We start from the raw sequence: 22,326 nt of genomic DNA on the forward strand, positions 1-22,326 counted from the left end.
AAGGGGTCAGAGCTCGTAGTCGACGACCACGGGGGCGTGGTCGGACCATCGCTGGTCGTACGCCGCAGCGCGGTCGACCGTGCAGCTCGTGACCTTCGCGGCGAGGTCGGGGGTGGCCACCTGGTAGTCGATGCGCCATCCGGAGTCGTTGTCGAACGCCTGCCCGCGCCACGACCACCACGTGTAGGGACCGTCGACGTCGCCGGCCTGCTCACGGCCGACGTCGACCCAGCCGAGACCCGGCGCGGTGGACCCGTCGGCGCCCTCGACCTGCTCGCCCTCGGCGCCGAAGAACCGCGAGAAGTAGGCGCGCTCCCGCGGCAGGAAGCCGGCGCGCTTGACGTTGCCCTTCCAGTTCTTGATGTCGCGCTGGTCGTGCCCGACGTTGAGGTCGCCGACGACGACCGCGAGCGGGTTGTGCTCGCGCAGCGCGGGGAGCCGCTCGGTCATCCCGTCGAGGAACTTCCACTTCTCGTCCTGCTTGGGGGTGTCGACCTCGCCCGAGTGGACGTAGCAGGACACCACCGTGACCGTGGTGCCGTCGAGCTCGTAGTCGGCCTCGATCCAGCGCCCGGCGGAGTCGAAGTCGGACGGCCCGAGCTCGACGCGGTGGACGTGCGCCCGGTGCCGCGAGGCGATCGCCACCCCCGCGCGGCCCTTCGCCGTCGCGGGGTCGTGCACGATGTCCCACTCGTCGCCGAGCAGCCCCGCCAGGTCGTCGGTCGAGGCACGGACCTCCTGCAGGGCGAGCACGTCGACGTCGCGGGTGGCGAGCCAGTCGCCCATGCCCTTCCGGAACGCGGCGCGGACGCCGTTCACGTTGACGGATGCGAGGCGCAGGCGTGTCATGCCGACCACCCTACCGACGCGGGCCGACGGCTCCGTCGCAGCCCGTCGCCGTGGGTCGCGACAGACGGACGGGAGGCACGGTGCCAGCTGGCACCGTGCCTCCCGTCCGTCACGTGGTCGCGTCGCGCGACCGACCTGCTCAGGCCGCGTCGTGGTCCGTCTGCAGGAACTCGACCAGGCTGTCGGCCGTCGTCTCGGCGTCGTCGCCGGTCACCGTGAGGGTGACCTCGTCGCCGTTCTCGATGCCCAGGCCGAGGAGCGCGAGGATGCTGCCCGCGTTGCCGGACTTGTCGCCCTTGGCGATCGTCACCTGGTGACCGGACGCGGTGACGGTCTGGACGAAGAGGGACGCGGGGCGGGCGTGCAGGCCGGACGCGCTGGCGACGGTGACGGTGCGGGTGGCTTCGGACATCGATGGACTCCTGTCGACGGGTGGTGCGCTCATGCTAGCGAGCGCGTGGTGGGCGGTCCCGGGGACCGGCGCCGGTCAGTCGCGACCGGGCCAGAGGACCTCGGTGCCGGCGGCCTCGACCTCGCGCACGAGGTCGGCGTTCACGCCGGGGTCGGTGATGATCGTGTCGATCGCGGCGAGCGGCGCGACGCGGCCGAACTCCTCGCGGCCGAACTTGGTGTGGTCCGCGAGCAGGATGCTCCGGCGGGCGGACTTGATCATCGCGCTCTTCACGGCGGCCTCGGCCATGTTGTGGGTCGTCAGCCCGCGCTCGGGCGTGATGCCGTTGATGCTGATGAAGGCGACGTCGACGCTCACCATGCCGATGAGCTGGTGCGTCCACGTGCCGACGCCGGCGAGCGAGTCGCTCCGGATGTTGCCGCCGAGCAGGTGCAGGTCGATGCCGGACCGGTTCGCGACGGCCATGGCGACCGGCAGCGAGTGGGTCACGACGGTGAGCCCGCGGTCGGTGGGGAGCATCTCGGCCAGGCAGATCGTCGAGGTCCCGGCGTCGATCATCACCGAGCCGTTCTCCGGCAGCTCGGCGAGGGCCGCCTCGGCGATGACCATCTTCTCGGCCTGGTTGATGCCGCCGCGGTCGCCGACGCCCGGGTGCAGGGTGATCCGCTCGACGGGGATCGCGCCACCGTGTGCACGACGGACGAGCCCACGCCGCTCCAGGCTGGTGAGGTCACGACGGATGGTCTCGGGCGTGACCTCGAGCAGCTCGGCGAGGTCCTTCACGTCGACCCGTCCCTGCGACCTGGCGCGTTCGACGATGCGCTGGTGGCGCTCTGGTGCGTACATGAACCTCGTCGTCTCGGTCGATCGGTCTGCTCGGAACAGAACGGGCATGCTCGGGCAGATCGGCGCCGGATCCGTCCGGATCACTTCGTCCACCAGACGCAAACGGGCATCTGTTTCTGCATTTTTATCCCCGGATGTGTTTGTTTGTCAACGCGGATCGGGGTAGTGTGCTGCCAAGCCGCACGGGCGTGGTCCGTTCGTGTCGCTGCGCACCGAACGAACCACCCCCACCGTGAGCGCGTGGAGATGAAGGAGTCTCGAATGTCCGAACTGCTCGGCACCGGCGTCGGCCGTGGCGTCGCCCACGGCCCCGTGCTCCGCATGGCGGACCCGCTCGGCGAACCCTCGAAGGACGCGCTGGCCGGCACGGCGGACGATGCGAAGCACGCCGTCGCCGAGGCGCTCGCGGCCGTGGCCGAGGACCTCAACAAGCGCGGACAGCTCGCCGGCGGCGACGCCCAGGCCGTGCTCGAGGCGCAGGCGCTCATGGCGCAGGACCCGACGCTCCTCGACGACGTGCACGCCCGCATCGACGGCGGCACCAACGCCGAGCGTGCGGTGTTCGAGGCGTTCGGCCAGTTCCGTGACCTCCTCGTCGGCATGGGCGGCTACATGGGGGAGCGCGCGGCCGACCTCGACGACGTGGCACAGCGCATCATCGCGAAGCTCCGCGGTGTCCCCGCCCCGGGCGTCCCCGAGTCGGACACCCCCTTCGTCCTCGTCGCCCGTGACCTGGCGCCGGCCGACACCGCGCTGCTCGACCTCGACAAGGTGCTCGCCCTCGTCACCCGTGACGGCGGCCCGACCTCCCACACCGCGATCCTCGCCCGTGCCAAGGGCATCACCGCGATCGTCGGCGTCACCGGCGCCGACGACCTGTCCGACGGCACCCACGTCGTCGTGGACGCCGCGGCCGGCACCGTCGTCACCGACCCGTCCACCGAGCTCGTGGCCGACGTCGACCAGCGCATCGCGGACCGCCTCGCCGCTGCCGCCGCACCGCTGACCGCCGGTGCACTCGCCGACGGCCACACCGTCCCGCTGCTCGCGAACCTCGGCAGCCCCGCCGACGCCGCCGGCGCCGTTGCTCTCGGTGCGGAGGGCGTGGGGCTCTTCCGCACCGAGTTCCTCTTCCTCGACTCGCCGAAGGCGCCGACCGTCGAGCAACAGACCGAGTCCTACCGCCAGCTGCTCGAGGCGTTCCCCGGCAAGAAGGTCGTCGTCCGCGCGCTCGACGCCGGCGCCGACAAGCCGCTGCCCTTCCTCACCGACAAGGACGAGGAGAACCCGGCGCTCGGCCGTCGCGGACTGCGCGCGCTGCGGAACCACGAGGAGGTCCTCCGCGACCAGCTCACCGCGCTCGCCCAGGCCGACGCGGCGACCGAGGCCGACCTCTGGGTGATGGCGCCGATGGTCGCCGACGCCGAGGAGACCGAGTACTTCGTCGACCTGGCCCGCGAGCTCGGCATCCGCACCGCCGGTGTCATGGCCGAGGTGCCCTCGCTCGCACTCATGGCCGAGCAGGTCTTCACGAACGCCGACTTCGTGTCGATCGGCACGAACGACCTGACCCAGTACACGATGGCCGCCGACCGCATGCTCGGCACCGTCGCGTCCTACCAGGACCCGTGGCACCCCGCCGTGCTGCGCCTCGTCGCACAGCTCGGTGCGGCCGGCGCCGACGCGGGCAAGGCCGTGGGCATCTGCGGCGAGGCCGCGGCCGACCCGCTGCTCGCCGTCGTGCTCGTCGGCCTCGGCGCCACCACCCTGTCCATGACCCCCGCGGCCCTGGCCGACGTGCGCGCCGAACTCGGCAAGCACTCGCTCGAGCAGGCCCGCGAGATGGCGAAGGCGGCACTCGCCGCGAGCACCGCGGCGGCGGCCAAGTCCGCCGCGGCTGCCGCGCACGCCGTCTGACCCGACCAGCTCCACCCCACGCAGCACCCGCACCACCGCAGCACCAGCACCACCGCAGCACCAGCACCACCGCAGCACCAGCACCAGCACCCCTTCACACCGCAGCAGCACCCATCACAGAAAGCCAGGCACATGACAACGTCGTCCGTTGCAGCGCCCGACGCACCCGCGAAGTCGCGGGGCGGCGCACGCGTCGCCGTCCAGAAGTTCGGCACGTTCCTCTCCGGCATGGTGATGCCGAACATCGCGATCTTCATCGCGTGGGGCCTCATCACCGCCTTCTTCATCGAGACCGGGTGGACGCCCGTGGGCGTCCTCGGCGGTTTCGGTGAGACCGACGGCGTGGCCAACATCGGTCTCGTCGGCCCGATCCTGACCTACCTCATCCCGCTCGCGATCGCCTTCCAGGGCGGCCGGATGATCTACGAGACCCGCGGCGCCGTCGTCGGGTCGATCATGGCGATGGGTGTGATCATCGGCGCCAACGGCACGATCATGATCCTCGGCGCGATGATCTGCGGCCCGCTCGGCGCGTGGCTCATCAAGCAGATCGACAAGATCTGGGACGGCAAGATCAAGCCCGGCTTCGAGATGCTCGTGAACAACTACGCGGCCGGCATCCTCGGCTTCGTGCTCGCGCTCGTCGGCTTCTTCTGGCTCGCGCCGCTGTTCAAGCTCATCGCCGAGGGCCTCGGTGCCGCGGTGAAGTTCCTGGTCGACAGCTCGCTCCTGCCGCTCGCCAGCGTCATCATCGAGCCCGCCAAGGTCTTCTTCCTGAACAACGCGATCAACCACGGCGTGCTCGACCAGCTCGGTGCGCAGCAGGTCCAGGAGTCGGGCAAGAGCATCCTGTTCCTGCTCGAGGCGAACCCCGGCCCGGGTCTCGGCATCCTGCTCGCCTTCACCTTCTTCGGTGTCGGCATCGCCCGCTCGACCGCTCCCGGTGCGATCCTCATCCAGTTCTTCGGCGGCATCCACGAGATCTACTTCCCGTACGTGCTGCAGAAGCCGGTCCTGTTCCTCGCCGTCATCCTCGGCGGTGCGACCGGTGTCGCGACCAACGTCGCGTTCCAGTCCGGCCTGGTCGCGCCGGCTTCGCCCGGTTCGATCATCGCCGTCCTCACCGCCACGGCGAAGGACAGCTACGTCGGCGTCATCCTCTCGGTGATCCTGTCCGCGGCGGTCTCGTTCGCGGTGGCCTCGTTCTTCCTGCTCGCCAGCCGCAAGCGTGACCTGGCGAACAACGGTGGCGACATGAGCGCCGCGATGGCGAAGCTCCAGGCCAACAAGGGCCGCGACGTCAACGCCGCGACCTCGGGCCTGCTCGGCAACAACGCGCCGGCCAACGACGAGGAGGCCGAGGCCGCGCTCGGTGGCGTCGGTTCGGCGTCCACCGCGACGGCGACCCGGGTCGAGAGCGTCGTATTCGCCTGCGATGCGGGCATGGGCTCGAGCGCCATGGGCGCCAGCGTCCTGCGCAACAAGGTCAAGAAGGCGGGCATCGAGGGCGTCACGGTCGTCAACAAGGCGATCGCGAACCTCGACGGCACCGAGGACCTGATCATCACGCAGGAGGAACTGACCGACCGTGCGAAGCAGAAGAACCCGAACGCACAGCACGTGTCGGTCGGCAACTTCATGAACGCGCCGCAGTACGACCAGGTCGTCGACCAGCTCAAGAACCAGTAACGAAGTGCAGTATCGGAGGGGACGGGTGCGAACCCGTCCCCTCCACCACGTCCGTCGAGAACAAGGAGAACCCCGATGCCCGTCCTGCAGGAGAGCCAGATCCGCATCCACACCGAGGACACCGCCCCGACCAAGTCGGAGGCGATGAAGGAGGCGGCCGAGATCCTCGAGGCTGCGGGCGCGGTCACGGCGGACTACTACCCGGCGATGCTCGAGCGTGAGAAGAGCGTCTCGACGTACATGGGGAACTTCCTCGCCATCCCGCACGGCACGAACGACGCCAAGGACGCCATCAAGTCCTCGGCCCTGTCGTTCATCCGCTACGCCACCCCGATCGACTGGGACGGCAACCCCGTGCGCTTCGTCGTCGGCATCGCCGGCGTGAACAACGAGCACCTCGACATCCTGTCGAAGATCGCGATCGTGTTCTCGGACGAGGACGAGGTCCAGAAGCTCACCGACGCGCCGGACACCGCCGCGATCCTGTCGATCCTCGGTGAGGTCAACGAGTGACCGGGACCGCCGTCCACTTCGGCGCCGGCAACATCGGGCGCGGCTTCGTCGGGCTCCTGCTCCACGAAGCTGGCTACGAGGTCGTCTTCGCGGACGTCGCCGCGCCGCTCATCGACGCCCTCGCCGCCGCCGACTCGTACACCGTGCACGAGGTCGGCCAGGGCGCACAGGACCACGAGGTCACCGGCTTCCGTGCCGTGAACAGCGCGCAGGACGAGGCCGGCGTGGTCGCCGAGGTCGCCGCCGCCGACATCGTGACCTGCGCCGTCGGGCCGACCGTCCTGAAGTTCATCGCCCCGGTCATCGCGAAGGCGCTCCAGCAGCGCGTCGCGGGTGCCGCGCCCCTCGCCGTCATGGCGTGCGAGAACGCGATCAACGCGACCGACCGCCTGCGCGAGTTCATCGTCGAGGCGCTCCCGGCCGAGTCGCGCGACGAGGCCCTGGCCAAGGCCGTGTTCGCGAACACCGCCGTCGACCGGATCGTCCCGGCCCAGCCCGAGGGCGCCGGCCTCGACGTGACGGTCGAGACGTACTTCGAGTGGGCCATCGACCGCACGCCCTTCGGCGGGAACGAGCCGGAGATCCCCGGTGCGCACTACGTCGACGGGCTCGCCGCGTCGATCGAGCGCAAGCTCTTCACGGTGAACACCGGACACGCCACGGTCGCGTACCACGGCTTCCTCGCCGGCGCCGACAAGATCTCGGACGCGATCGCGATCCCGGCCGTGCGGTCGGAGCTCGAGTCGGTGCTCGCCGAGACGAGCGACCTGCTGGTGCGTCGTCACGAGCTGGACCCCGAGGTGCACCGCTCGTACGTGCAGGCGATCATCGGCCGCTTCGAGAACCCGCACCTGCCCGACACGGTCACCCGCGTCGGTCGGCAGCCGCTCCGCAAGCTGTCGCGTGACGAGCGCTTCGTCTCGCCCGCGGCCGCCCTCGCCGAGGACGGTACCGAGCCGACCGCGCTGCTCGACGCGATGGGCGCCGCGCTGCGCTTCGACGCCGCCGACGACGAGCAGAGCGTCGAGCTGCAGCAGCTGCTGCGTTCGGACCGCTCGGACGCCGACGTGGCGACGGAGATCACCGGGCTCGACGCGCAGCACCCGCTGCACGCGGCGTTCACCGACCGGGTGCGGTCGGCGCGCGGCTGACGCGACGACACGACGCTCTGGAGGCGCGGTGCCGGCCGGCACCGCGCCTCCCGTGCGTCCGGGTACCGCGCCGCCCGCGAGACGCCGCGCTGCCCGCGAGACGCCGTGCTGCCCGCGAGACGCAGCCGGATCCGACGGTGTCTCGCCGACCCGGCGGCGTCTCGACGAGACGCCGCCGTCACGCTGCGGCGCCGCCCGGACCTGAGGGCAGGCCGGTCCCGGAGCGTAGCGTCCACCCCATGACGAAGCACTGGGTCGCCCCCGAGTTCGGCGGCAGCGAGGTCCTCGAGTACGTCGACGTCGAGGTGCCCGCCCCCGGCACCGGCGCGGTCACGATCGACGTCCGTGCCGCCGGCATGAACCCCGCCGACACGAAGCACACCCGGCAGGGCGACCCGTCCGACCTGCCGATCGCGGTCGGGTACGAGGTGTCCGGCGTGATCAGCGCGGTCGGCCCCGGCACCGAGATCGCCTCGGGCGGGGGAGCGGTCGGCGAAGAGGTCCTCGCCTTCCGGGTCGAGGGCGGCTGGGCCGAGCGCATCACCGTCCCGGCCGCGGACGTCTTCGCCAAGCCCGCGTCGCTCGACCACCCGCAGGCCGCGAACCTGCTGCTCGCCGGGACCACCGCCGCCGACATGATCCGGGTCACCCGTGCCGAGGGGCGCAACACGGTCCTGGTGCACGGCGCCTCCGGTGCGGTCGGGGTCGCCGTCCTGCAGCTCCTCCGCCAGCTCGGCACACGCGTCATCGGCACCGCCTCGGAACGCAACGCCGAGACCGTCCGCCGCTTCGGGGGCGAGTGGGTCGCGTACGGTGACGGCCTGGAGGCGCGCGTCCGGGACCTCGCACCCTCCGGTGTCGACGTGGCGCTGGACTGCGTCGGGACGGACGAGGCGGTCGACGTGTCGCTGGCACTCGTTGCCGACCGCTCCCGCATCGTGACCATCGCGGCCTTCGGCCGCGCGCAGCAGGACGGCTTCCCCGCGGTGGGCGGTGCGCAGCCGGAGAGCCAGGCCTTCCGGGACTCCGTGCGGCAGCGGCTGGTCGACCTCGCCGCGGCGGGGGAGTTCGAGGTGCCCGTGGCGCGCACGTTCCCGCTGGCCGAGGCGAAGGCCGCGGCGGAGCTGCTCGAGTCGCAGCACCCGGGCGGCAAGCTCGCACTGATCCCGTGAGCGCACTCGGTTCTGGTTGACTCGACGGGTACGTCGCACGACCGAACACCACGAGGGGGATCACGTGAGCGACCAACGACCGTCCGATCGACCGGGACCGACGGGCCCACCGTCGGCACCGCAGTACCAGCAGACGCAGTACGACCAGCCGCCGCAGTTCCGACCGCAGGGCCAGGCGCTGTTCGAGCGTTCGGCGCCGGTGGGACCGGACGGGCGCCCTCCGCTCTGGGCACCCTGGTACGGCATCGGCTTCGTCCAGGCGTACGCGCGCTACTGGAGGAAGTACGTCCGCTTCGACGGGCGCGCGAGCCGCAGCGAGTTCTGGTGGGTGTACCTCTGGAACGTCGCGATCTCCGTCGTGCTGGGCGCGATCTGGGGCATCGGCTTCGCGCAGTCCGGCCGCGAGACGTACGTGACGCCGTCCGGGGTCGAGACGGTCGTCAGCGAGCCGTCCGCGCTGTTCTTCATCATGGGGTACGTGGGGACCCTGTGGATGCTCGTGATCGTGCTGCCCTCGATCGCCCTGGCGTGGCGACGCCTGCACGACGCGAACCTGGCGGGCCCGTTCTTCTTCCTCGGCCTGGTCCCGTTCTTCGGCGGGATCGCGCTCCTCGTCTTCACCCTGCTCGACTCCAAGCCCGCAGGCGCCCGCTTCGACCGACCGGAGGGATCGCGATGACCAACGGCGAGCAGCACGACCGGAACCCTGAGCAGCCGCAGCCGCAGCAGCAGCCGTACGGCCAGCCCTACCCCCAGCACCAGCCGTACGGCCAGCCGTACCCGCAGTACCAGCAGCAGGCGCCGATCCCGACGGACGCCAGCGGCGCCCCGCCGCTCTGGGCTCCCTGGTACGGCGCCGGGTTCCTCGACGCCTTCGTCCGGTTCTGGAAGAAGTACGCCCGGTTCGACGGACGCGCGAGCCGCAGTGAGTTCTGGTGGTGGTACCTGGCGAACGCCATCGTGGTGACGGTCCTGTTCAGCGCGTACATCGCCTCGATCCTCGTCTGGGCGGCCGGTGCCACCACGACGGACGAGTACGGCACCACGACCTCCACCGGCGGCTTCCCGGCGGTCGCGCTCCTGTTCGCCGGGCTGCTCGGGCTGTGGGGACTCGCGACGTTCGTCCCGTCCCTCGCGCTCGGCTGGCGCCGCGTGCACGACGCCGGTCTCGCCGGCCCCTTCTGGCTGGTCTCCTTCGCGGCTGGGGTCGCCGGCATCGTCTTCGGGTGCCTCGAGCCGAGCCCCGCCGGGGCGCAGTACGACCAGCCGGACGCACCCCGCCCGCCGGCCTGACCGACCGCGACACGACGAAGCGGCCCACCCCGGCAGGGGTGGGCCGCTTCGTCACGTCAGGGAGATGGGCGGCGGCTCAGACCACCCGGAGACGGACCAGCGAACCGTCCACGACGAGGTCGCGCACCGTGACGGACGGGTCGGCCGTCGCGAACCGGAGCGCGCCTCCCGGCTGGTCGAACCAGGGCTGCACGAACGTGACCGTGACCATGAAGGGGCGGTCGACGACGTAGCGGTGCACCTCGGGTGCCGCCGCGACGTGCGGGGGCAGTGACCGCTGGGGGAGCGGGGTGTCGAGCGGGTGCAGCAGGTAGCCGTCGGGGCCGCCGACCCGGTCGACGGGGACGCCGGCCGGGATCTGGATGGTGAGCCCCTGCGGACCGGCCTGGCCGACCTGCTGTGCGAGCTGCGGGTACGTCGACGCAGCACGGTCACGCAGCCCGTCGAGCTCGTGCCGGGGGATGTCCCGCGGTGCGGGGAAGGCGCGGTTGAGGAAGCGGCGGAGCATCTCGACGGCGTCGTCCTCACCACGCGCGGTGGCGAGTCGGCGAGCGGTGCCGTAGTCGACGACCTCGAGCGCGAAGTCGCCGTGCGCCTCGGCCGGGACGACCCGGAGTGCACCCTCGACCGGGGGCTCGCCGAGCGTCTCACCGGGGAGCTGCACGTAGCGGATCGTGTAGCCGAGCTGGTCCAGGATGGGGCGGGTCTCCGCGAACGTCATGGGCGCGAGCCTACCGGCCGCTTCCATGCCGTTCGCCGAGACACCGCCGTGCCCCCGGTGGGTCGACGTCTCACACGCCGCCGCGCATGATCGCCTGCTTGACCTCGGAGATCGCCTTGGTCACCTGGATGCCGCGCGGGCAGGCGTCGGTGCAGTTGAAGGTGGTGCGGCACCGCCACACGCCCTCCTTGTCGTTGAGGATGTCGAGGCGCACGTTCGCCGAGTCGTCGCGCGAGTCGAAGATGAAGCGGTGTGCGTTGACGATCGCCGCCGGGCCGAAGTACTGCCCGTCGGTCCAGAACACGGGGCACGACGAGGTGCACGCGGCGCAGAGGATGCACTTCGTGGTGTCGTCGAACCGGGCGCGGTCGGCGACGGACTGCACGCGCTCCTTGCCCTTCTCCGGCTTGCTCGAGGCCTGCAGGAACGGCTGGACCTCGCGGTAGGACTGGAAGAACGGCTCCATGTCCACGACCAGGTCCTTCTCGAGGGGCAGGCCCTTGATCGCCTCGACGTAGATCGGCTTCGACACGTCGAGGTCCTTGATCAGGGTCTTGCACGCGAGCCGGTTGCGCCCGTTGATGCGCATCGCGTCCGAGCCGCACACGCCGTGCGCGCAGGACCGACGGAACGTGAGCGAGCCGTCCTGCTCCCACTTGATCTGGTGCAGGGCGTCGAGGATGCGGTCCGTCGGCAGCATCATCACGTCGAAGTCCTGCCAGCGCGGCTCGTCGTCGACGTCCGGGTCGAACCGGCGGACGATGATCGTGACGGGGAACGATCCGGGAGGAGCGCTCTGCACGGTGTCGGTGCGCGGGCTGTCGGAGACCAGGGTGTCGGTCATCAGTACTTCCTCTCCATCGGCTCGTACCGCGTCACGACGACGGGCTTCCAGTCGAGTGTGATGTGGTCGTCGGCGAGTGACGAGTGCGGGTCGCCCGTCAGGTACGCCATGGTGTGCTGCATGTAGTTCTCGTCGTCGCGCTTCGGGTAGTCGTCGCGCATGTGGCCGCCGCGGCTCTCCTTGCGGTTCCGCGCGGAGAACACGACCACCTCGGCCAGGTCGAGCAGGAACCCGAGTTCGACGGCTTCGAGCAGGTCGGTGTTGAAGCGCTTGCCCTTGTCCTGCACGGCGATGTTCAGGTACCGCTCGCGGAGCTGGTGGATCGTCTCGGTCATCTTGCCGAGCGACTCGTCGGTGCGGAACACCTGCGCGTTCTTGTCCATCTCGTCCTGCAGCTCCTTGCGGAGGACGGCGATGCGCTCGGTCCCGGTCGAGGCGCGGAGCTGGTCGAGCATCCCGCGGACGCCGGCGGCCGGGTCCTCGGGCAGGGGGAGGAACTCGGCGGTCTGCACCCACTCGGCCGCGTTGTTGCCCGAGCGCTTGCCGAAGACGTTGATGTCGAGCAGCGAGTTGGTGCCGAGGCGGTTCGAGCCGTGCACGGACACGCAGGCGCACTCGCCGGCGGCGTACAGGCCGGGCACGACCGTGGTGTTGTCGTAGAGCACCTCGGCGTTGGTGTTCGTCGGGATGCCGCCCATCGCGTAGTGCGCGGTCGGCATGACCGGTACCGGCTCGACGACCGGGTCGACACCGAGGTAGGTGCGGGCGAACTCGGTGATGTCCGGCAGCTTCGTCTCGAGCACCTCGGCACCGAGGTGGGTGCAGTCGAGGAGGACGTAGTCCTTGTTCGGACCGGCACCGCGCCCCTCGGCGACCTCCTGCACCATGCACCGGGCGACGATGTCGCGGGGCGCGAGGTCCTTGATGGTCGGGGCGTACCGCTCCATGAAGCGCTCGCCCGAGGCGTTGCGGAGGATCGCGCCCTCGCCGCGGGCACCCTCGGTGAGCAGGATGCCGAGGCCGGCGAGGCCGGTCGGGTGGAACTGGAAGAACTCCATGTCCTCGAGCGGCAGACCCTGGCGCCAGACGATGCCGACGCCGTCACCGGTCAGGGTGTGGGCGTTCGAGGTCGTCTTGTACATCTTGCCGAAGCCGCCGGTCGCGAAGATCACGGCCTTGGCGTGGAAGACGTGCAGTTCACCGGTCGCGAGTTCGAAGGCGACGACGCCGGCGGGCTGCTGGCGGGTGACCCCGTCGTCGCCGACGACGTCGACCATGACGAGGTCCAGCGCGTAGAACTCGTTGTGGAACTCGACGCCGAGCTTCACGCAGTTCTGGAACAGCGTCTGCAGGATCATGTGGCCCGTGCGGTCGGCCGCGTAGCAGGCCCGGCGGACGGGGGCCTTGCCGTGGTCACGCGTGTGCCCGCCGAAGCGCCGCTGGTCGATCTTGCCCTCGGGCGTGCGGTTGAACGGCAGGCCCATGTTCTCGAGGTCGATGACGGCGTCGATCGCCTCCTTCGCCAGGATCTCGGCGGCGTCCTGGTCGACCAGGTAGTCACCGCCCTTGATCGTGTCGAAGGTGTGCCACTCCCACGAGTCCTCCTCGACGTTGGCCAGGGCCGCAGCCATGCCGCCCTGGGCCGCACCGGTGTGCGAGCGCGTCGGGTAGAGCTTCGAGATGACGGCCGTCTTCGCCTTCGGGCCGGCTTCGATGGCGGCACGCATGCCGGCACCGCCCGCGCCGATGATGACGATGTCGTGCTGGTGGTGGTGGACGGTGGTCTCGCTCACTGGGGCCTTTCGGGGTGGGTCAGCGCGCCGGCGGGGTGGTCGCGGCGTGCGCGTGGGTCTACGGCGCGGTGCTCGTGGCCGAGCCGTGCTGCTACTGCGCGGGGCAGAACGACGGCAGGTCGGCAGCGGCGGCGCCGGCCGGGCACGGGTCGAACGTCCAGCAGACGAGCAGGCCGAGCACGACCAGCGCGACGCACGCGATGAGCACCGCGAGCAGCAGGGTCTTCCGGATGCCGGGCTTCGCGACGTAGTCGTTGATGATCGTCCGCATGCCGTTCGAGCCGTGCACGAGGGCGAGGACGAGCATCAGGGAGTCCCAGACCTGCCAGAAGGGGTTCGCCCACTTGCCGGCGACGAAGGCGAAGTCGATCTGCTTGACGCCTTCGCCGGCGACCATGTTGACGAAGAGGTGGCCGAAGATCAGCACGACGAGCAGGACGCCCGAGGCGCGCATGTAGATCCACCCCCACTTCTCCCAGTTGGTGGTGCGGCGGGCTGCTGCGGCCGAACGAGGCGGCTCGACGATCTGCGTGGTCATGTCCGTGGGTCCCTTCGCCTACTGGAAGTCCGCGACGAGGTTCATGAGCTGACGGGGCAGGAAGCCCGCGATCAGGACGGCCCACACGACCAGGACGATCCAGAACATGGCGCGCTGGTACTTCGGCCCCTTCGACCAGAAGTCGACCAGGATGATCCGCAGCCCGTTCAGCGCGTGGAAGACGATCGCCATCACGAGCGCGATCTCACCGATGTTCATGATCGGCGTCTTGTAGGTGCCGATCACGGCGTTGTACGCCTCGGGGGACAGGCGCACCAGCGCGGTGTCGAGGATGTGCACGAGCAGGAAGAAGTAGATCGCGACACCGGTGATGCGGTGCAGCACCCAGGACCACATCCCCGTGGACCCGCGGTACAGCGTTCCTTCGAGCTTCCGGGACGCACGGGGCGCCTCGATCGTCACTCTCGGTTCGACGATCGTCGTCCCGCCTGCGGTCTGCTCGGCCATGAGCGAGTCCTCCCATAGGACGGGCTCGTCCGATCGGCGAGCCCTTGCCGTTCGTGTTCGTGTGGAACACGACCCATCCTATGCGCGTGCGCTGACACTCTCGTCCCACCCGACACGGAGGGTCCGGGACAGGGTCGGCGGAGCCCCGATCGTGCGGGCGGTGTCGTGGTGTGCGAGGAGCTGGTCGCCGACGGCCTCCCACGTGGTGCCCTCGACCCGGAGACGCCCGGCCGAGCCCATCCGTGCGGCCGCCGCCGGGTCCGTCACGAGCCCGAGCACGGCGTGACGGAGTGCCTGGGGCACGTCGGGGTCGTACAGCTCGCCGTCGAGGCCGGGCGCGACGAGGTCGATCGGGCCGCCCGATGCCGGCGCGACGACCGGCAGGCCACTCGCGTGGGCCTCCTGCAGGGTCTGCCCGAAGGTCTCGGCCGGACCCGTGTGCACGAAGACGTCGAGCATCGCGTAGGCGTCGGCCAGGGCGTCGCCGCGCAGGGGTCCCGTGAACGTGACGTCGAGGTGTCGCAGCCGACGCTCGAGGGACGCACGCGACGGCCCGCCGCCGGCGACGACCAGCCGGATGCCCGGGACGCCGCCGAGCTCGGCGAGCCGCTCGACCTCCTTCTCGGGCGCGAGTCGACCGACGTAGCCGACGATGGTCTCGCCACCCGGTGCGATCCGCCGCCGCGCCGCACGGACGTGCGCCGAGCGTCGCCGGTCCGGGTGGAACAGGTCGGTGTCGACACCGCGGCCCCAGCGGGCGACGCGGGGCACGCCGTCCTCGGCGAGCATCGCCGCGGTCGCGCTGGACGGGGCGAGCGTCAGCGACGCCCCCGCGTGGATGCGGCCCAGGATCCTCCTGACCAACGGGACGGTCGCGGTCAGCCCGTTGCGGCGGGCGAACCCGGCCACGTCGGTCTGGAAGACGGCGACGGAGGGGATGCCGAGCCTCCCGGCCGCCGTGATCGCGCGACCGCCCAGCAGGAACGGACTCGCAGCGTGCAGCACGTCGGCGCCGGAGGCGGCGAGGATCGTGTCGAGCACGGGGTGGGGGAGCGCGACCGGGAACTGCCGGTATGCCACGGCGGGCACCCGGTGCACGTCGAATGACCGGTAGCGCTCGACCCGGGTCCCCGAGCGGAACCGAGCGAGACCGGGGGTGTCCGGGGCGATCACCACCGCGCGGTGGCCGCGGCGCTCCAGGTGGTCGAGGACCGCCAGGACGCTGGTGGTGACGCCGTTCAGGGTGGGCAGGAAGCTCTCGGTCACGACGGCGACGGTCCGCTGGGACGTGCCGCGCTCCACGCTGCGTGCGCTCATGGTGCTGTCCATGGTCCGCGCGCGCCGTGACCGGCCGGGGCGGCGCGGGTGAACGGGCGGCGCGCAGCCGGTGAACTCGCGCTGCGCTGCGAGCCGGTCGGGAGGCGCGGGGCCCGGCCGTCCCGTCGGCTGCGGCCCGTCCCGGTGCGAGCGGCCGCTGCGGGCACCCGCAGGAGCGGTGCGGCGGTCGTCCGGGTGGCGTCCAGGTCACGTCCGGCGACACCGGTACGGTGAGCGGGTGGCAGACGCACTCGAGGACTTCTACGCGATCATCCCGGCCGGCGGCATCGGTTCCCGCCTCTGGCCGCTCTCGCGCGCCGACGCGCCCAAGTTCCTGCACGACCTGACCGGGTCCGGCGCGTCGCTCCTGCGGCAGACCTGGGACCGGCTCGCACCGCTCGCCGGCGAGCAGCGGATCATGGTCGTGACCGGGCGGGCGCACCGAGCAGCCGTCGAGGCGCAGCTGCCCGGCGTGGCCGACCACAACGTCGTGCTCGAGAGCGAGCCGAAGGACTCGACCGCGGCCATCGGGCTCGCCGCCGCCATCCTGCGCCGCCGTGAGCCGGACGTGGTCATCGGCTCGTTCGCGGCGGACCACGTCATCGGTGACGCCCGGGGCTTCCGCCGCTCGGTGCGCGAGGCCGTCGCCGCCGCACGCGCCGGGTACGTGACGACCATCGGCATCACCCCGACCGAGCCGGCGATCGGCTTCGGCTACATCCACGCCGACGGCGCTGCGCTCCCGGTCGAGGGTGCGTCGACGGTGCACGCGGTGAAGTCGTTCGTCGAGAAGCCCGACCTCGACACCGCCCGCGGCTACCTGGAGGACGGCTCGTACCTCTGGAACGCCGGCATGTTCATCGCGCGGGCCGACGTGCTGCTCGCCGAGATCGGCCGCACGAAGCCCGAGCTGCTCGCCGGCATCGAGGAGCTCGCCGCGGCGTGGGACACCTCCTCGCGCGGCGCGGTCGTCGACGCGATCTGGCCGGGGCTCGAGAAGATCGCGATCGACTACACCGTGGCCGAGCCCGCCGCCGCCGCGGGGCGCATGGCCGTCGTGCCCGGCGACTTCGACTGGGACGACGTCGGCGACTTCGCCTCGCTCGCGAAGCTGCAGTCCGGCGGGCGGGCGAACAACCTCGCCGTGCTCGGGGACGGCGCGCGGATCCTCGCCGACTCGTCGAGCGGCATCGTCGTGGCGCACAGCCAGCGACTCATCTCGCTCATCGGGGTCGAGGACATCGTCGTCGTCGACACCCCGGACGCGCTGCTCGTCACCACGAGCGCGAACGCGCAGCGGGTCAAGGGCGTGGTGGACGCACTGAAGCTGAGCGGTCGGGGGGACGTGCTCTGACGGTCCGCCGACCTTGCTGGTCGACCTCGCCGACCAGATCGACGCCGCGGTCGCTGCTGCGGAGCGCGAACGGGAGCGCCAGCGTGACCACGCCGACTGGAACGCGCGTGACGCCGACCGGAAGCGGGCGGCGTCCGTGGCCGAGGCCTTCGCCGGTTCCGCAGGACGATCGGTCGTCGACGCACTGGAGCGCTTCACCGATCCCGAGCCGGCGACCGAACCCGAGCCGAGGCCGGAGGTCGACGCCGAGTTCCGCGGTCGGGAGCGTGCGCGCTACGGCGACGGAGCGAGCCGTGGCAGGAGTTCTGCCGATCCGAGCGCGCTCCGGGCCTTCGTGACGACGACCTCGGGACCGGACACGACCGCGTCGGCCGAGTCCGAGCGCGTGCGATCGGCGTGGTCCTCCTTCCGGTCCTCCTGCGCCTGGGTCACGGTCGACCGCGCGAGCATGCCGGCGGGTTTCGCGCGCTACGTGCGCGAGAACGACGAGGATCGGAGCTGGATCGGCAGGATCGCCGACGCCTTCGAGGCCGCCGGCGGCAGTGGGTCGCTGTCGAACGCGGCTCTCGACATCGCGGCGACCGGACAGGCGGCGCCTGCCCTCCAACGGCTGTTCGCGGAGCACCTGACGCCGACGGAGGTCGCGGAGCGCTGGGCTGCGCTCGGGCTGATGACGGCCGACGCCAGCGTGTTCGACGGTTTCCCGACGGACGTGCTCGCGCGACTCGGGAACCTCGAGGGTGTCCCGTACTGGGCGCGGAGTACGGCGAACGCCCTCGTGCTGAACCAGCGACTGGTCGACGTGGAGCGCCAGATCGAGCAGCTGGAGCGGACGGTCGCATCGGCGGGTGACGGCTCACGGGTGTTGGCGCGGGAACTGACGGCGCTGTACGCGGACCGCAAGGCCCTCCGGAACGTCAATGCTGCGTTGACGAAGAAGGGCTCCGACGGGAAGCGCTTCCTCATCGCTCTCACGGATGATCGACCGCCGCTCGCTGCCGTCTCGATCGGCGATCTGGACCGTGCGAAGTCAGCGACCTGGGCTGTCCCTGGTATGGACACCACGACAGCGGACATGACGACGTGGGCGAGGGCCGCTCAGAACATCGCCGATGAGCAAACGGACGTTGCGGACACCACAGACGTCGCAGACCCTTCGGATCGAGCAGTCGTCGCTTGGGTCGGCTACACCACCCCGGGACCACAGGATGTGCTCCTCATGGCCAAGGCGAAGGACGGCGGCAAGCGTCTCGCAGATTCGATCCGCGGGTTCTCAGCCGTCCGCGGAACTGATGACGTGCAGACGAACGTCGTGGCGCACTCCTACGGCACGACCGCGGGCGCTGTGGCTCTGGCCGACCGGGGTGTCCACGTTGATCGGTTCGTCGCACTGGGTTCTGCCGGGCTGCCCGATGGTCTCGACGATGCGCAGCAGCTGCACGCAGACCAGGTCTTCGCGGCTCAGGCGAAGGACGGCCCCACCGGCGAGTCCGGACAGGGTGACGAATGGGCGACGTTCGGCCGGGAGAAGAGCCTCGCCCATCGCGTCGACCCGACCGCGCAGGGTTTCGGAGCGACCGTGTTCGGCGCCGACGGCGGGACTGGGAGCGAGGGGCAGACCCTTGCGTCGGTCCTGCATCACGCCCCGGTGTTCAAGGACCACCGAGGTTACCTGGACCGTGGTACCGAGTCACTGCACAACGTGGCACTCGCCACCACAGGTCAGGACGAGTTGCTGACCGGGGCGCGAGATCGATGACCCGGTCCGACGAAGGAGGAGGCACATGAACGCACGACACCGTGCTCGTCGCGCACTCGCGGCGACGGCGGCGCTACTGGCAGTCGTCGTCGTGACCGCCGGATGTGCCGGGCAGCAGCATGATGCAACCCGACCGACTGAGAGGACGTCCTCCGTGGACGCAGACACTGCGAAGCGAAACATGATCGACATCGTCGATCAGACAACGGCCGCGCTCGGCGGCGAATGGGAGACGCGGACGTCTCCCGATTACGTCGAGAGCTGCCAGCTGTCGAGCGACGAAGAAGGAGCTCGGTGGGTGTACCGAGTTGCTCGAGCAGAGTCCGCCGACGTCGAGGCGGACGCTGCTGCTGCCTCCGATGTCTGGAGGTCCGCCGGTCTGACCGTGGACCGACTCGCTGACTCCAAGGGGCCGGCGGTGGTCGCTCGCGGCGGCGATCGCGTCGAGATGATCCGTTTCTTCGCTTTCCCCGGCAACTACAGCATCCAAGCGCTCTCGATGTGCTTCGCTGGCGACGCAGACGAGATCGAGGAGCAGCAGGCCGACGAATGACCCGCGATCCCGGGTTCGTGGTGTCCTGGCCGTGCCGGATCAGCGCGCGCGACCTCGCAAGCCTCATCGTCGTCCTCGCGCTCGCGGGACTGAGCACCGGGTGTGCGTCCCGAGCGGTCGAGACGAGGACGGCCAGCGCAACGGATCCGATCGTGGACGCAGTGACCGCGAAGCAACAGATGATCGCCGCTGTGGACGACGCCACCGAGCTCCTCGGCGGAGTGTGGACGGCGCGGACCGGACCGGACGCAGCGGAGCGGTGCTCGTTGCCGGACGGGGAGCGCGGAGCACACTGGCGGTACCTGACGGGGAGCGCGATCGAGGGGCGGCCGGAGGAAGACGGCTCGGCGATGGCCGACCACTGGCGTGCGCAGGGCAAGCGCGTGAGCGCGCGGGACACGAGCACCGGGCCGGTGGTCTTCGGTGGGGGAGGCGGGGACATCGCGTCCATCAGCTTCTACGCGGTCTCCGGCAACTACACCGTCCAGGCCGTCTCGCTGTGCTTCCCCGGCGACGCCGACCGCATGGCCGAGGACGACGCCGACGAGGTCGAGTGAGCCTCCGAGGACGAGACGCCGGAGCGTCTCGAGAGGAGACGAATGTCTGCCGAGCTGACCATGCGGCGCCTGACGAGCGTTGCCCTCACACCCCTCGCATTGCTGATCGTCATCAGCGGTTGCACGCAACACCCTCCGGTCGGCGAGACGCTGTCCGACGATGGAAGGACGGCCCAGGTGGACCCCGAGACTGCTCAGCGGAAGATGACCGAGCTCGTCGACAGGACCGCTGCGGCGCTCGGGGGCGAATGGGTCACCACGCAGGGTCCGGACTACGTCGACAGCTGCACGCTCCCCGACGGTGGACAAGGAGCCAACTGGGTCTACCTGACCACCAGGACGGACGGAGGGGGCAATCCGGACGACGATGCTGCGGCGGTCACGAAGACCTGGCAGTCCGCGGGCATGACCGTCGGACGAGTCGCGGATCCTGACGGCCCGGTCGTCGTCGGACGGGGTGGAGCCTCGACCGCGCTGATCGATCTGTACGCGTTCCCGGGCAAGTACACGCTGGAGGCCGAATCGCTCTGCTTCCCGGGGAGTGCCGACGAGATCGAAGAGGAGCAGAGCAGCGGGTCCTGATCCGCTCCGTCGAAGGAGGATGCGCATGCACGCAGGACGGCCCGCGCGTCGTCTGACCACGACCACGGGTCGAGGAGCAGCAGGCCGACGGGTGACGCACGGAGCATCGTTCACGGCGGTCTCCGTTCGCCGGAGCAGCGAGCGGATCGTCGCGAGCTCCGCCGTCGTCTTCGCGCTCGCGGGTCTGCTGCGCGGCTGTGTCCCCAGCGCGACCGACACAGCGACGGACCGACGAACGGAGTCCTACCCGGATGCAGCGACCGCGAAACAGCAGATGATCGACGCCGTGGACGATGCAACCCGACTCCTCGGCGGGCACTGGAAGGCGCGAGCCGGACCTGACCACCCCGAGGACTGCGTCCTGTCCGACGGCGAGCAGGGTGCGCAGTGGCGGTACCTCTCGGGGAGCACGCTGGCGGGTGACCCGTCCGAGGACGGCGCCCGGATTGCGGAGCACTGGCGTGGGCAGGGGCTGCGGGTCATCGTCCGTGATTCAGACGACGGACCGGCGGTGCTCGGGCGCGGCGGTGAACAGATCGCTTCGATCAGTGCGTACGCCTCCCCCGGCAACTCCACGGTCCAGGCAGTGTCCCTGTGCTTCCCCGGCGACGCCGACCGCATTGCGGAGCAGCAGGCCGACGAGTGATGCAGGACCGTCGTCTGGTGCTTCCGTGCACGAACGACGGCAGGTGTCGCTCGCTGTAGCGCTCCACCACGAAATCCTCGGATCGTCCCCCGGACCGGGTCCCCGGGGGACGTCGGCGTTACGAGCGCGTTTCGTCGGGGTCGCGATCGGGTAACTGATCCCAGGAGTCCCTCAGGGGCGTTCTGTACCGGCCCGACGGTCGTGTACTGTCGCCACGATCGCCCGGAACGCACGTGGTCCGGGCACCGCCCCCCGGAGGAACCAACCCGTGACATCTCGTACCCGCAAGGTCCTGCTCAGCGGCCTCGCGCTCGCCGGCACCATGGCCGTCCTGGCCGGCTGCTCGGCTGCCCCGTCCGACACCACCTCGGCGAAGAAGACCGACTTCCGCCCCTGCATGGTCTCCGACGCCGGTGGCTTCGACGACAAGTCCTTCAACCAGCTCGGCTTCGACGGCATGGTCGACGCGGCGAAGGAGCTCGGCGCCGACTACAACAAGGCCGAGTCCAAGGACGCCACGGTCTACGACTCGAACATCGAGCAGCTCGTCAACCAGAACTGCAACATGATCATCACGGTCGGCTTCAACCTCGCAGACGCCACGAAGAAGCAGGCAGCTGCGAACCCCGACACCGAGTTCGCGATCATCGACGACAACTCGATCGACGCGAAGAACGTCAAGCCGATCACGTTCGACACCTCGCAGGCCGCCTTCCTGGCCGGCTACGCGGCGGCGTCCTACTCGAAGACCGGCGTCGTCGGCACCTTCGGCGGCATGCAGATCCCGACCGTCACCATCTTCATGGACGGCTTCGCGGACGGCGTGAAGTACTACAACGAGCAGAAGAAGAAGGACGTCAAGGTCGTCGGCTGGAACGTCGAGACCGGCAAGGGCTCCTTCACCGGTGGCTTCGAGGCGGGCACGCAGGCCAAGTCGGTCGCGCAGACCCTGCTCGACCAGGACGCCGACGTGATCCTGCCCGTCGGTGGCCCGATCTACCAGTCGGCAGCCGAGGCGATCAAGGACGCGAACAACGGTTCGGTCCTGATCGGCGCGGACAGCGACCTCTACGAGGCCGACCCCCGCTACAAGGACATCGCCTTCACCTCGGTGATGAAGGGCATGCGCCCGGCGGTCAAGGACGTCGTCGAGCAGGCGGCGGACGACAAGTTCTCGAAGGAGCCGTACGTCGGCACCCTGAAGAACGACGGCGTCGGCATCGCGCCGTTCCACGACTACGAGTCCAAGGTGGACTCGGGTCTGCAGGACGAGCTCGACAAGATCAAGTCGGGCATCATCGACGGCTCGATCACGGTCGAGACGCAGTCGGACAAGTAGTCGGGTGAACGCG

General features: G+C 70.4%; 24 protein-coding genes. 14 read left to right on the forward strand and 10 right to left on the reverse strand.

Features of this window, described 5'->3' with window-relative positions; translation table 11 throughout:
* Positions 1-6: 6 nt before the first annotated feature.
* From ACIP6W_RS14150 to ACIP6W_RS14160, 3 genes are all read right to left on the reverse strand, one after another.
* Entirely contained in the window at positions 7-849 is an 843-nt protein-coding gene (locus tag ACIP6W_RS14150) for an exodeoxyribonuclease III (RefSeq protein WP_066658424.1), read from the reverse strand.
* A 139-nt stretch (positions 850-988) separates the two neighbouring features.
* A complete protein-coding gene (locus tag ACIP6W_RS14155; RefSeq protein ID WP_066655121.1) occupies positions 989-1,261 on the reverse strand; it encodes an HPr family phosphocarrier protein in 273 nt (90 codons plus the stop codon).
* A gap of 75 nt (positions 1,262-1,336) precedes the next feature.
* A complete protein-coding gene (locus ACIP6W_RS14160) occupies positions 1,337-2,107 on the reverse strand; it encodes a DeoR/GlpR family DNA-binding transcription regulator (RefSeq protein WP_058728882.1) in 771 nt (256 codons plus the stop codon).
* Between the two features lie 261 nt (positions 2,108-2,368).
* On the opposite strand from ACIP6W_RS14160, the gene ptsP reads away from it, so the two are divergent.
* From ptsP to ACIP6W_RS14195, 7 genes are all read left to right on the forward strand, one after another.
* A complete protein-coding gene (ptsP, locus tag ACIP6W_RS14165; protein WP_400339069.1) occupies positions 2,369-4,024 on the forward strand; it encodes a phosphoenolpyruvate--protein phosphotransferase in 1,656 nt (551 codons plus the stop codon).
* Positions 4,025-4,156: 132 nt separating this feature from the next.
* On the forward strand, positions 4,157-5,713 hold the full coding sequence (locus ACIP6W_RS14170) for a PTS mannitol transporter subunit IICB (RefSeq protein ID WP_066655119.1): 1,557 nt from the start codon (positions 4,157-4,159) through the stop codon (positions 5,711-5,713).
* A gap of 75 nt (positions 5,714-5,788) precedes the next feature.
* Positions 5,789-6,226, forward strand: a complete 438-nt coding sequence (locus ACIP6W_RS14175; RefSeq protein ID WP_022907882.1) for a PTS sugar transporter subunit IIA — start codon at positions 5,789-5,791, stop codon at positions 6,224-6,226.
* A complete protein-coding gene (locus ACIP6W_RS14180) occupies positions 6,223-7,377 on the forward strand; it encodes a mannitol-1-phosphate 5-dehydrogenase (RefSeq protein ID WP_400430094.1) in 1,155 nt (384 codons plus the stop codon). The genes ACIP6W_RS14175 and ACIP6W_RS14180 overlap by 4 nt, the downstream gene beginning before the upstream one ends.
* A 239-nt stretch (positions 7,378-7,616) precedes the next feature.
* Positions 7,617-8,549, forward strand: a complete 933-nt coding sequence (locus tag ACIP6W_RS14185; RefSeq protein WP_400430096.1) for an NADP-dependent oxidoreductase — start codon at positions 7,617-7,619, stop codon at positions 8,547-8,549.
* A gap of 64 nt (positions 8,550-8,613) precedes the next feature.
* Positions 8,614-9,228 (forward strand): DUF805 domain-containing protein, encoded by a 615-nt coding sequence (locus ACIP6W_RS14190; protein ID WP_400430098.1) that lies wholly within the window; start codon positions 8,614-8,616, stop codon positions 9,226-9,228.
* Entirely contained in the window at positions 9,225-9,842 is a 618-nt protein-coding gene (locus ACIP6W_RS14195) for a DUF805 domain-containing protein (RefSeq protein ID WP_400430100.1), read from the forward strand. The genes ACIP6W_RS14190 and ACIP6W_RS14195 overlap by 4 nt, the downstream gene beginning before the upstream one ends.
* Positions 9,843-9,918: 76 nt before the next feature.
* Here the strand turns inward: ACIP6W_RS14195 and ACIP6W_RS14200 are convergent, their stop codons facing one another.
* The 6 genes from ACIP6W_RS14200 to ACIP6W_RS14225 all read right to left on the reverse strand — a co-directional run bounded on the left by ACIP6W_RS14200 (position 9,919) and on the right by ACIP6W_RS14225 (position 15,523).
* Entirely contained in the window at positions 9,919-10,563 is a 645-nt protein-coding gene (locus tag ACIP6W_RS14200) for a glycohydrolase toxin TNT-related protein (protein ID WP_066655114.1), read from the reverse strand.
* A gap of 70 nt (positions 10,564-10,633) precedes the next feature.
* On the reverse strand, positions 10,634-11,407 hold the full coding sequence (locus ACIP6W_RS14205; RefSeq protein WP_066655113.1) for a succinate dehydrogenase iron-sulfur subunit: 774 nt from the start codon (positions 11,405-11,407) through the stop codon (positions 10,634-10,636).
* Positions 11,407-13,200 (reverse strand): succinate dehydrogenase flavoprotein subunit, encoded by a 1,794-nt coding sequence (sdhA, locus tag ACIP6W_RS14210; protein WP_066655109.1) that lies wholly within the window; start codon positions 13,198-13,200, stop codon positions 11,407-11,409. The genes ACIP6W_RS14205 and sdhA overlap by 1 nt, the downstream gene beginning before the upstream one ends.
* A 91-nt stretch (positions 13,201-13,291) precedes the next feature.
* Complete coding sequence (gene sdhD, locus ACIP6W_RS14215; RefSeq protein ID WP_066655106.1) at positions 13,292-13,738, reverse strand: succinate dehydrogenase, hydrophobic membrane anchor protein; 447 nt, start codon at positions 13,736-13,738, stop codon at positions 13,292-13,294.
* Between the two features lie 18 nt (positions 13,739-13,756).
* Positions 13,757-14,206 carry a succinate dehydrogenase, cytochrome b556 subunit gene (gene sdhC, locus ACIP6W_RS14220; protein ID WP_209685124.1) on the reverse strand — a complete coding sequence of 150 codons (450 nt, stop codon included), beginning with the start codon at positions 14,204-14,206 and terminating at the stop codon, positions 13,757-13,759.
* 78 nt (positions 14,207-14,284) lie between these two features.
* Positions 14,285-15,523, reverse strand: a complete 1,239-nt coding sequence (locus tag ACIP6W_RS14225; RefSeq protein ID WP_251159542.1) for a glycosyltransferase family 1 protein — start codon at positions 15,521-15,523, stop codon at positions 14,285-14,287.
* 238 nt (positions 15,524-15,761) lie between these two features.
* On the opposite strand from ACIP6W_RS14225, the gene ACIP6W_RS14230 reads away from it, so the two are divergent.
* Positions 15,762-16,877, forward strand: coding sequence for a mannose-1-phosphate guanylyltransferase (locus ACIP6W_RS14230; protein ID WP_066655104.1), 1,116 nt, complete (start codon positions 15,762-15,764; stop codon positions 16,875-16,877).
* A gap of 273 nt (positions 16,878-17,150) precedes the next feature.
* Here ACIP6W_RS14230 and ACIP6W_RS14235 read toward each other — a convergent pair whose 3' ends face one another.
* The gene (locus ACIP6W_RS14235) at positions 17,151-17,309 is read right to left on the reverse strand and encodes a hypothetical protein (protein WP_209685128.1); all 159 of its coding nucleotides are present in this window, start codon (positions 17,307-17,309) and stop codon (positions 17,151-17,153) included.
* 40 nt (positions 17,310-17,349) lie between these two features.
* Between ACIP6W_RS14235 and ACIP6W_RS14240 the strand changes: the two genes are divergently transcribed.
* The 6 genes from ACIP6W_RS14240 to ACIP6W_RS14265 all read left to right on the forward strand — a co-directional run bounded on the left by ACIP6W_RS14240 (position 17,350) and on the right by ACIP6W_RS14265 (position 22,313).
* Positions 17,350-18,636, forward strand: a complete 1,287-nt coding sequence (locus ACIP6W_RS14240; RefSeq protein WP_400430103.1) for an alpha/beta hydrolase — start codon at positions 17,350-17,352, stop codon at positions 18,634-18,636.
* A gap of 181 nt (positions 18,637-18,817) precedes the next feature.
* Positions 18,818-19,189 (forward strand): hypothetical protein, encoded by a 372-nt coding sequence (locus tag ACIP6W_RS14245; RefSeq protein ID WP_066655099.1) that lies wholly within the window; start codon positions 18,818-18,820, stop codon positions 19,187-19,189.
* 161 nt (positions 19,190-19,350) lie between these two features.
* On the forward strand, positions 19,351-19,746 hold the full coding sequence (locus ACIP6W_RS14250) for a hypothetical protein (RefSeq protein WP_251159539.1): 396 nt from the start codon (positions 19,351-19,353) through the stop codon (positions 19,744-19,746).
* A 177-nt stretch (positions 19,747-19,923) separates the two neighbouring features.
* Positions 19,924-20,328, forward strand: coding sequence for a hypothetical protein (locus ACIP6W_RS14255; protein WP_400430105.1), 405 nt, complete (start codon positions 19,924-19,926; stop codon positions 20,326-20,328).
* A gap of 286 nt (positions 20,329-20,614) precedes the next feature.
* The gene (locus ACIP6W_RS14260) at positions 20,615-20,974 is read left to right on the forward strand and encodes a hypothetical protein (RefSeq protein WP_311206475.1); all 360 of its coding nucleotides are present in this window, start codon (positions 20,615-20,617) and stop codon (positions 20,972-20,974) included.
* Between the two features lie 268 nt (positions 20,975-21,242).
* Positions 21,243-22,313, forward strand: coding sequence for a BMP family protein (locus ACIP6W_RS14265; RefSeq protein ID WP_066655092.1), 1,071 nt, complete (start codon positions 21,243-21,245; stop codon positions 22,311-22,313).
* Positions 22,314-22,326: the final 13 nt, after the last annotated feature.

Origin of the sequence: Curtobacterium sp. NPDC088465 (assembly GCF_044753165.1) — a bacterium.
In the GTDB taxonomy this organism is placed as follows: Bacteria; Actinomycetota; Actinomycetes; order Actinomycetales; family Microbacteriaceae; genus Curtobacterium.

Excerpts from the sequence above, each read along its gene's own strand:
- ACIP6W_RS14150 (WP_066658424.1), bottom strand. The coding sequence starts at position 849 with ATGACACGCCTGCGCCTCGCATCCGTCAACGTGAACGGCGTCCGCGCC.
- ACIP6W_RS14155 (WP_066655121.1), bottom strand. The coding sequence starts at position 1,261 with ATGTCCGAAGCCACCCGCACCGTCACCGTCGCCAGCGCGTCCGGCCTG.
- ACIP6W_RS14160 (WP_058728882.1), bottom strand. The coding sequence starts at position 2,107 with ATGTACGCACCAGAGCGCCACCAGCGCATCGTCGAACGCGCCAGGTCG.
- ptsP (WP_400339069.1), top strand. The coding sequence starts at position 2,369 with ATGTCCGAACTGCTCGGCACCGGCGTCGGCCGTGGCGTCGCCCACGGC.
- ACIP6W_RS14170 (WP_066655119.1), top strand. The coding sequence starts at position 4,157 with ATGACAACGTCGTCCGTTGCAGCGCCCGACGCACCCGCGAAGTCGCGG.
- ACIP6W_RS14175 (WP_022907882.1), top strand. The coding sequence starts at position 5,789 with ATGCCCGTCCTGCAGGAGAGCCAGATCCGCATCCACACCGAGGACACC.
- ACIP6W_RS14185 (WP_400430096.1), top strand. The coding sequence starts at position 7,617 with ATGACGAAGCACTGGGTCGCCCCCGAGTTCGGCGGCAGCGAGGTCCTC.
- ACIP6W_RS14195 (WP_400430100.1), top strand. The coding sequence starts at position 9,225 with ATGACCAACGGCGAGCAGCACGACCGGAACCCTGAGCAGCCGCAGCCG.
- ACIP6W_RS14200 (WP_066655114.1), bottom strand. The coding sequence starts at position 10,563 with ATGACGTTCGCGGAGACCCGCCCCATCCTGGACCAGCTCGGCTACACG.
- ACIP6W_RS14205 (WP_066655113.1), bottom strand. The coding sequence starts at position 11,407 with ATGACCGACACCCTGGTCTCCGACAGCCCGCGCACCGACACCGTGCAG.
- sdhD (WP_066655106.1), bottom strand. The coding sequence starts at position 13,738 with ATGACCACGCAGATCGTCGAGCCGCCTCGTTCGGCCGCAGCAGCCCGC.
- sdhC (WP_209685124.1), bottom strand. The coding sequence starts at position 14,206 with ATGGCCGAGCAGACCGCAGGCGGGACGACGATCGTCGAACCGAGAGTG.
- ACIP6W_RS14225 (WP_251159542.1), bottom strand. The coding sequence starts at position 15,523 with ATGAGCGCACGCAGCGTGGAGCGCGGCACGTCCCAGCGGACCGTCGCC.
- ACIP6W_RS14245 (WP_066655099.1), top strand. The coding sequence starts at position 18,818 with ATGATCGACATCGTCGATCAGACAACGGCCGCGCTCGGCGGCGAATGG.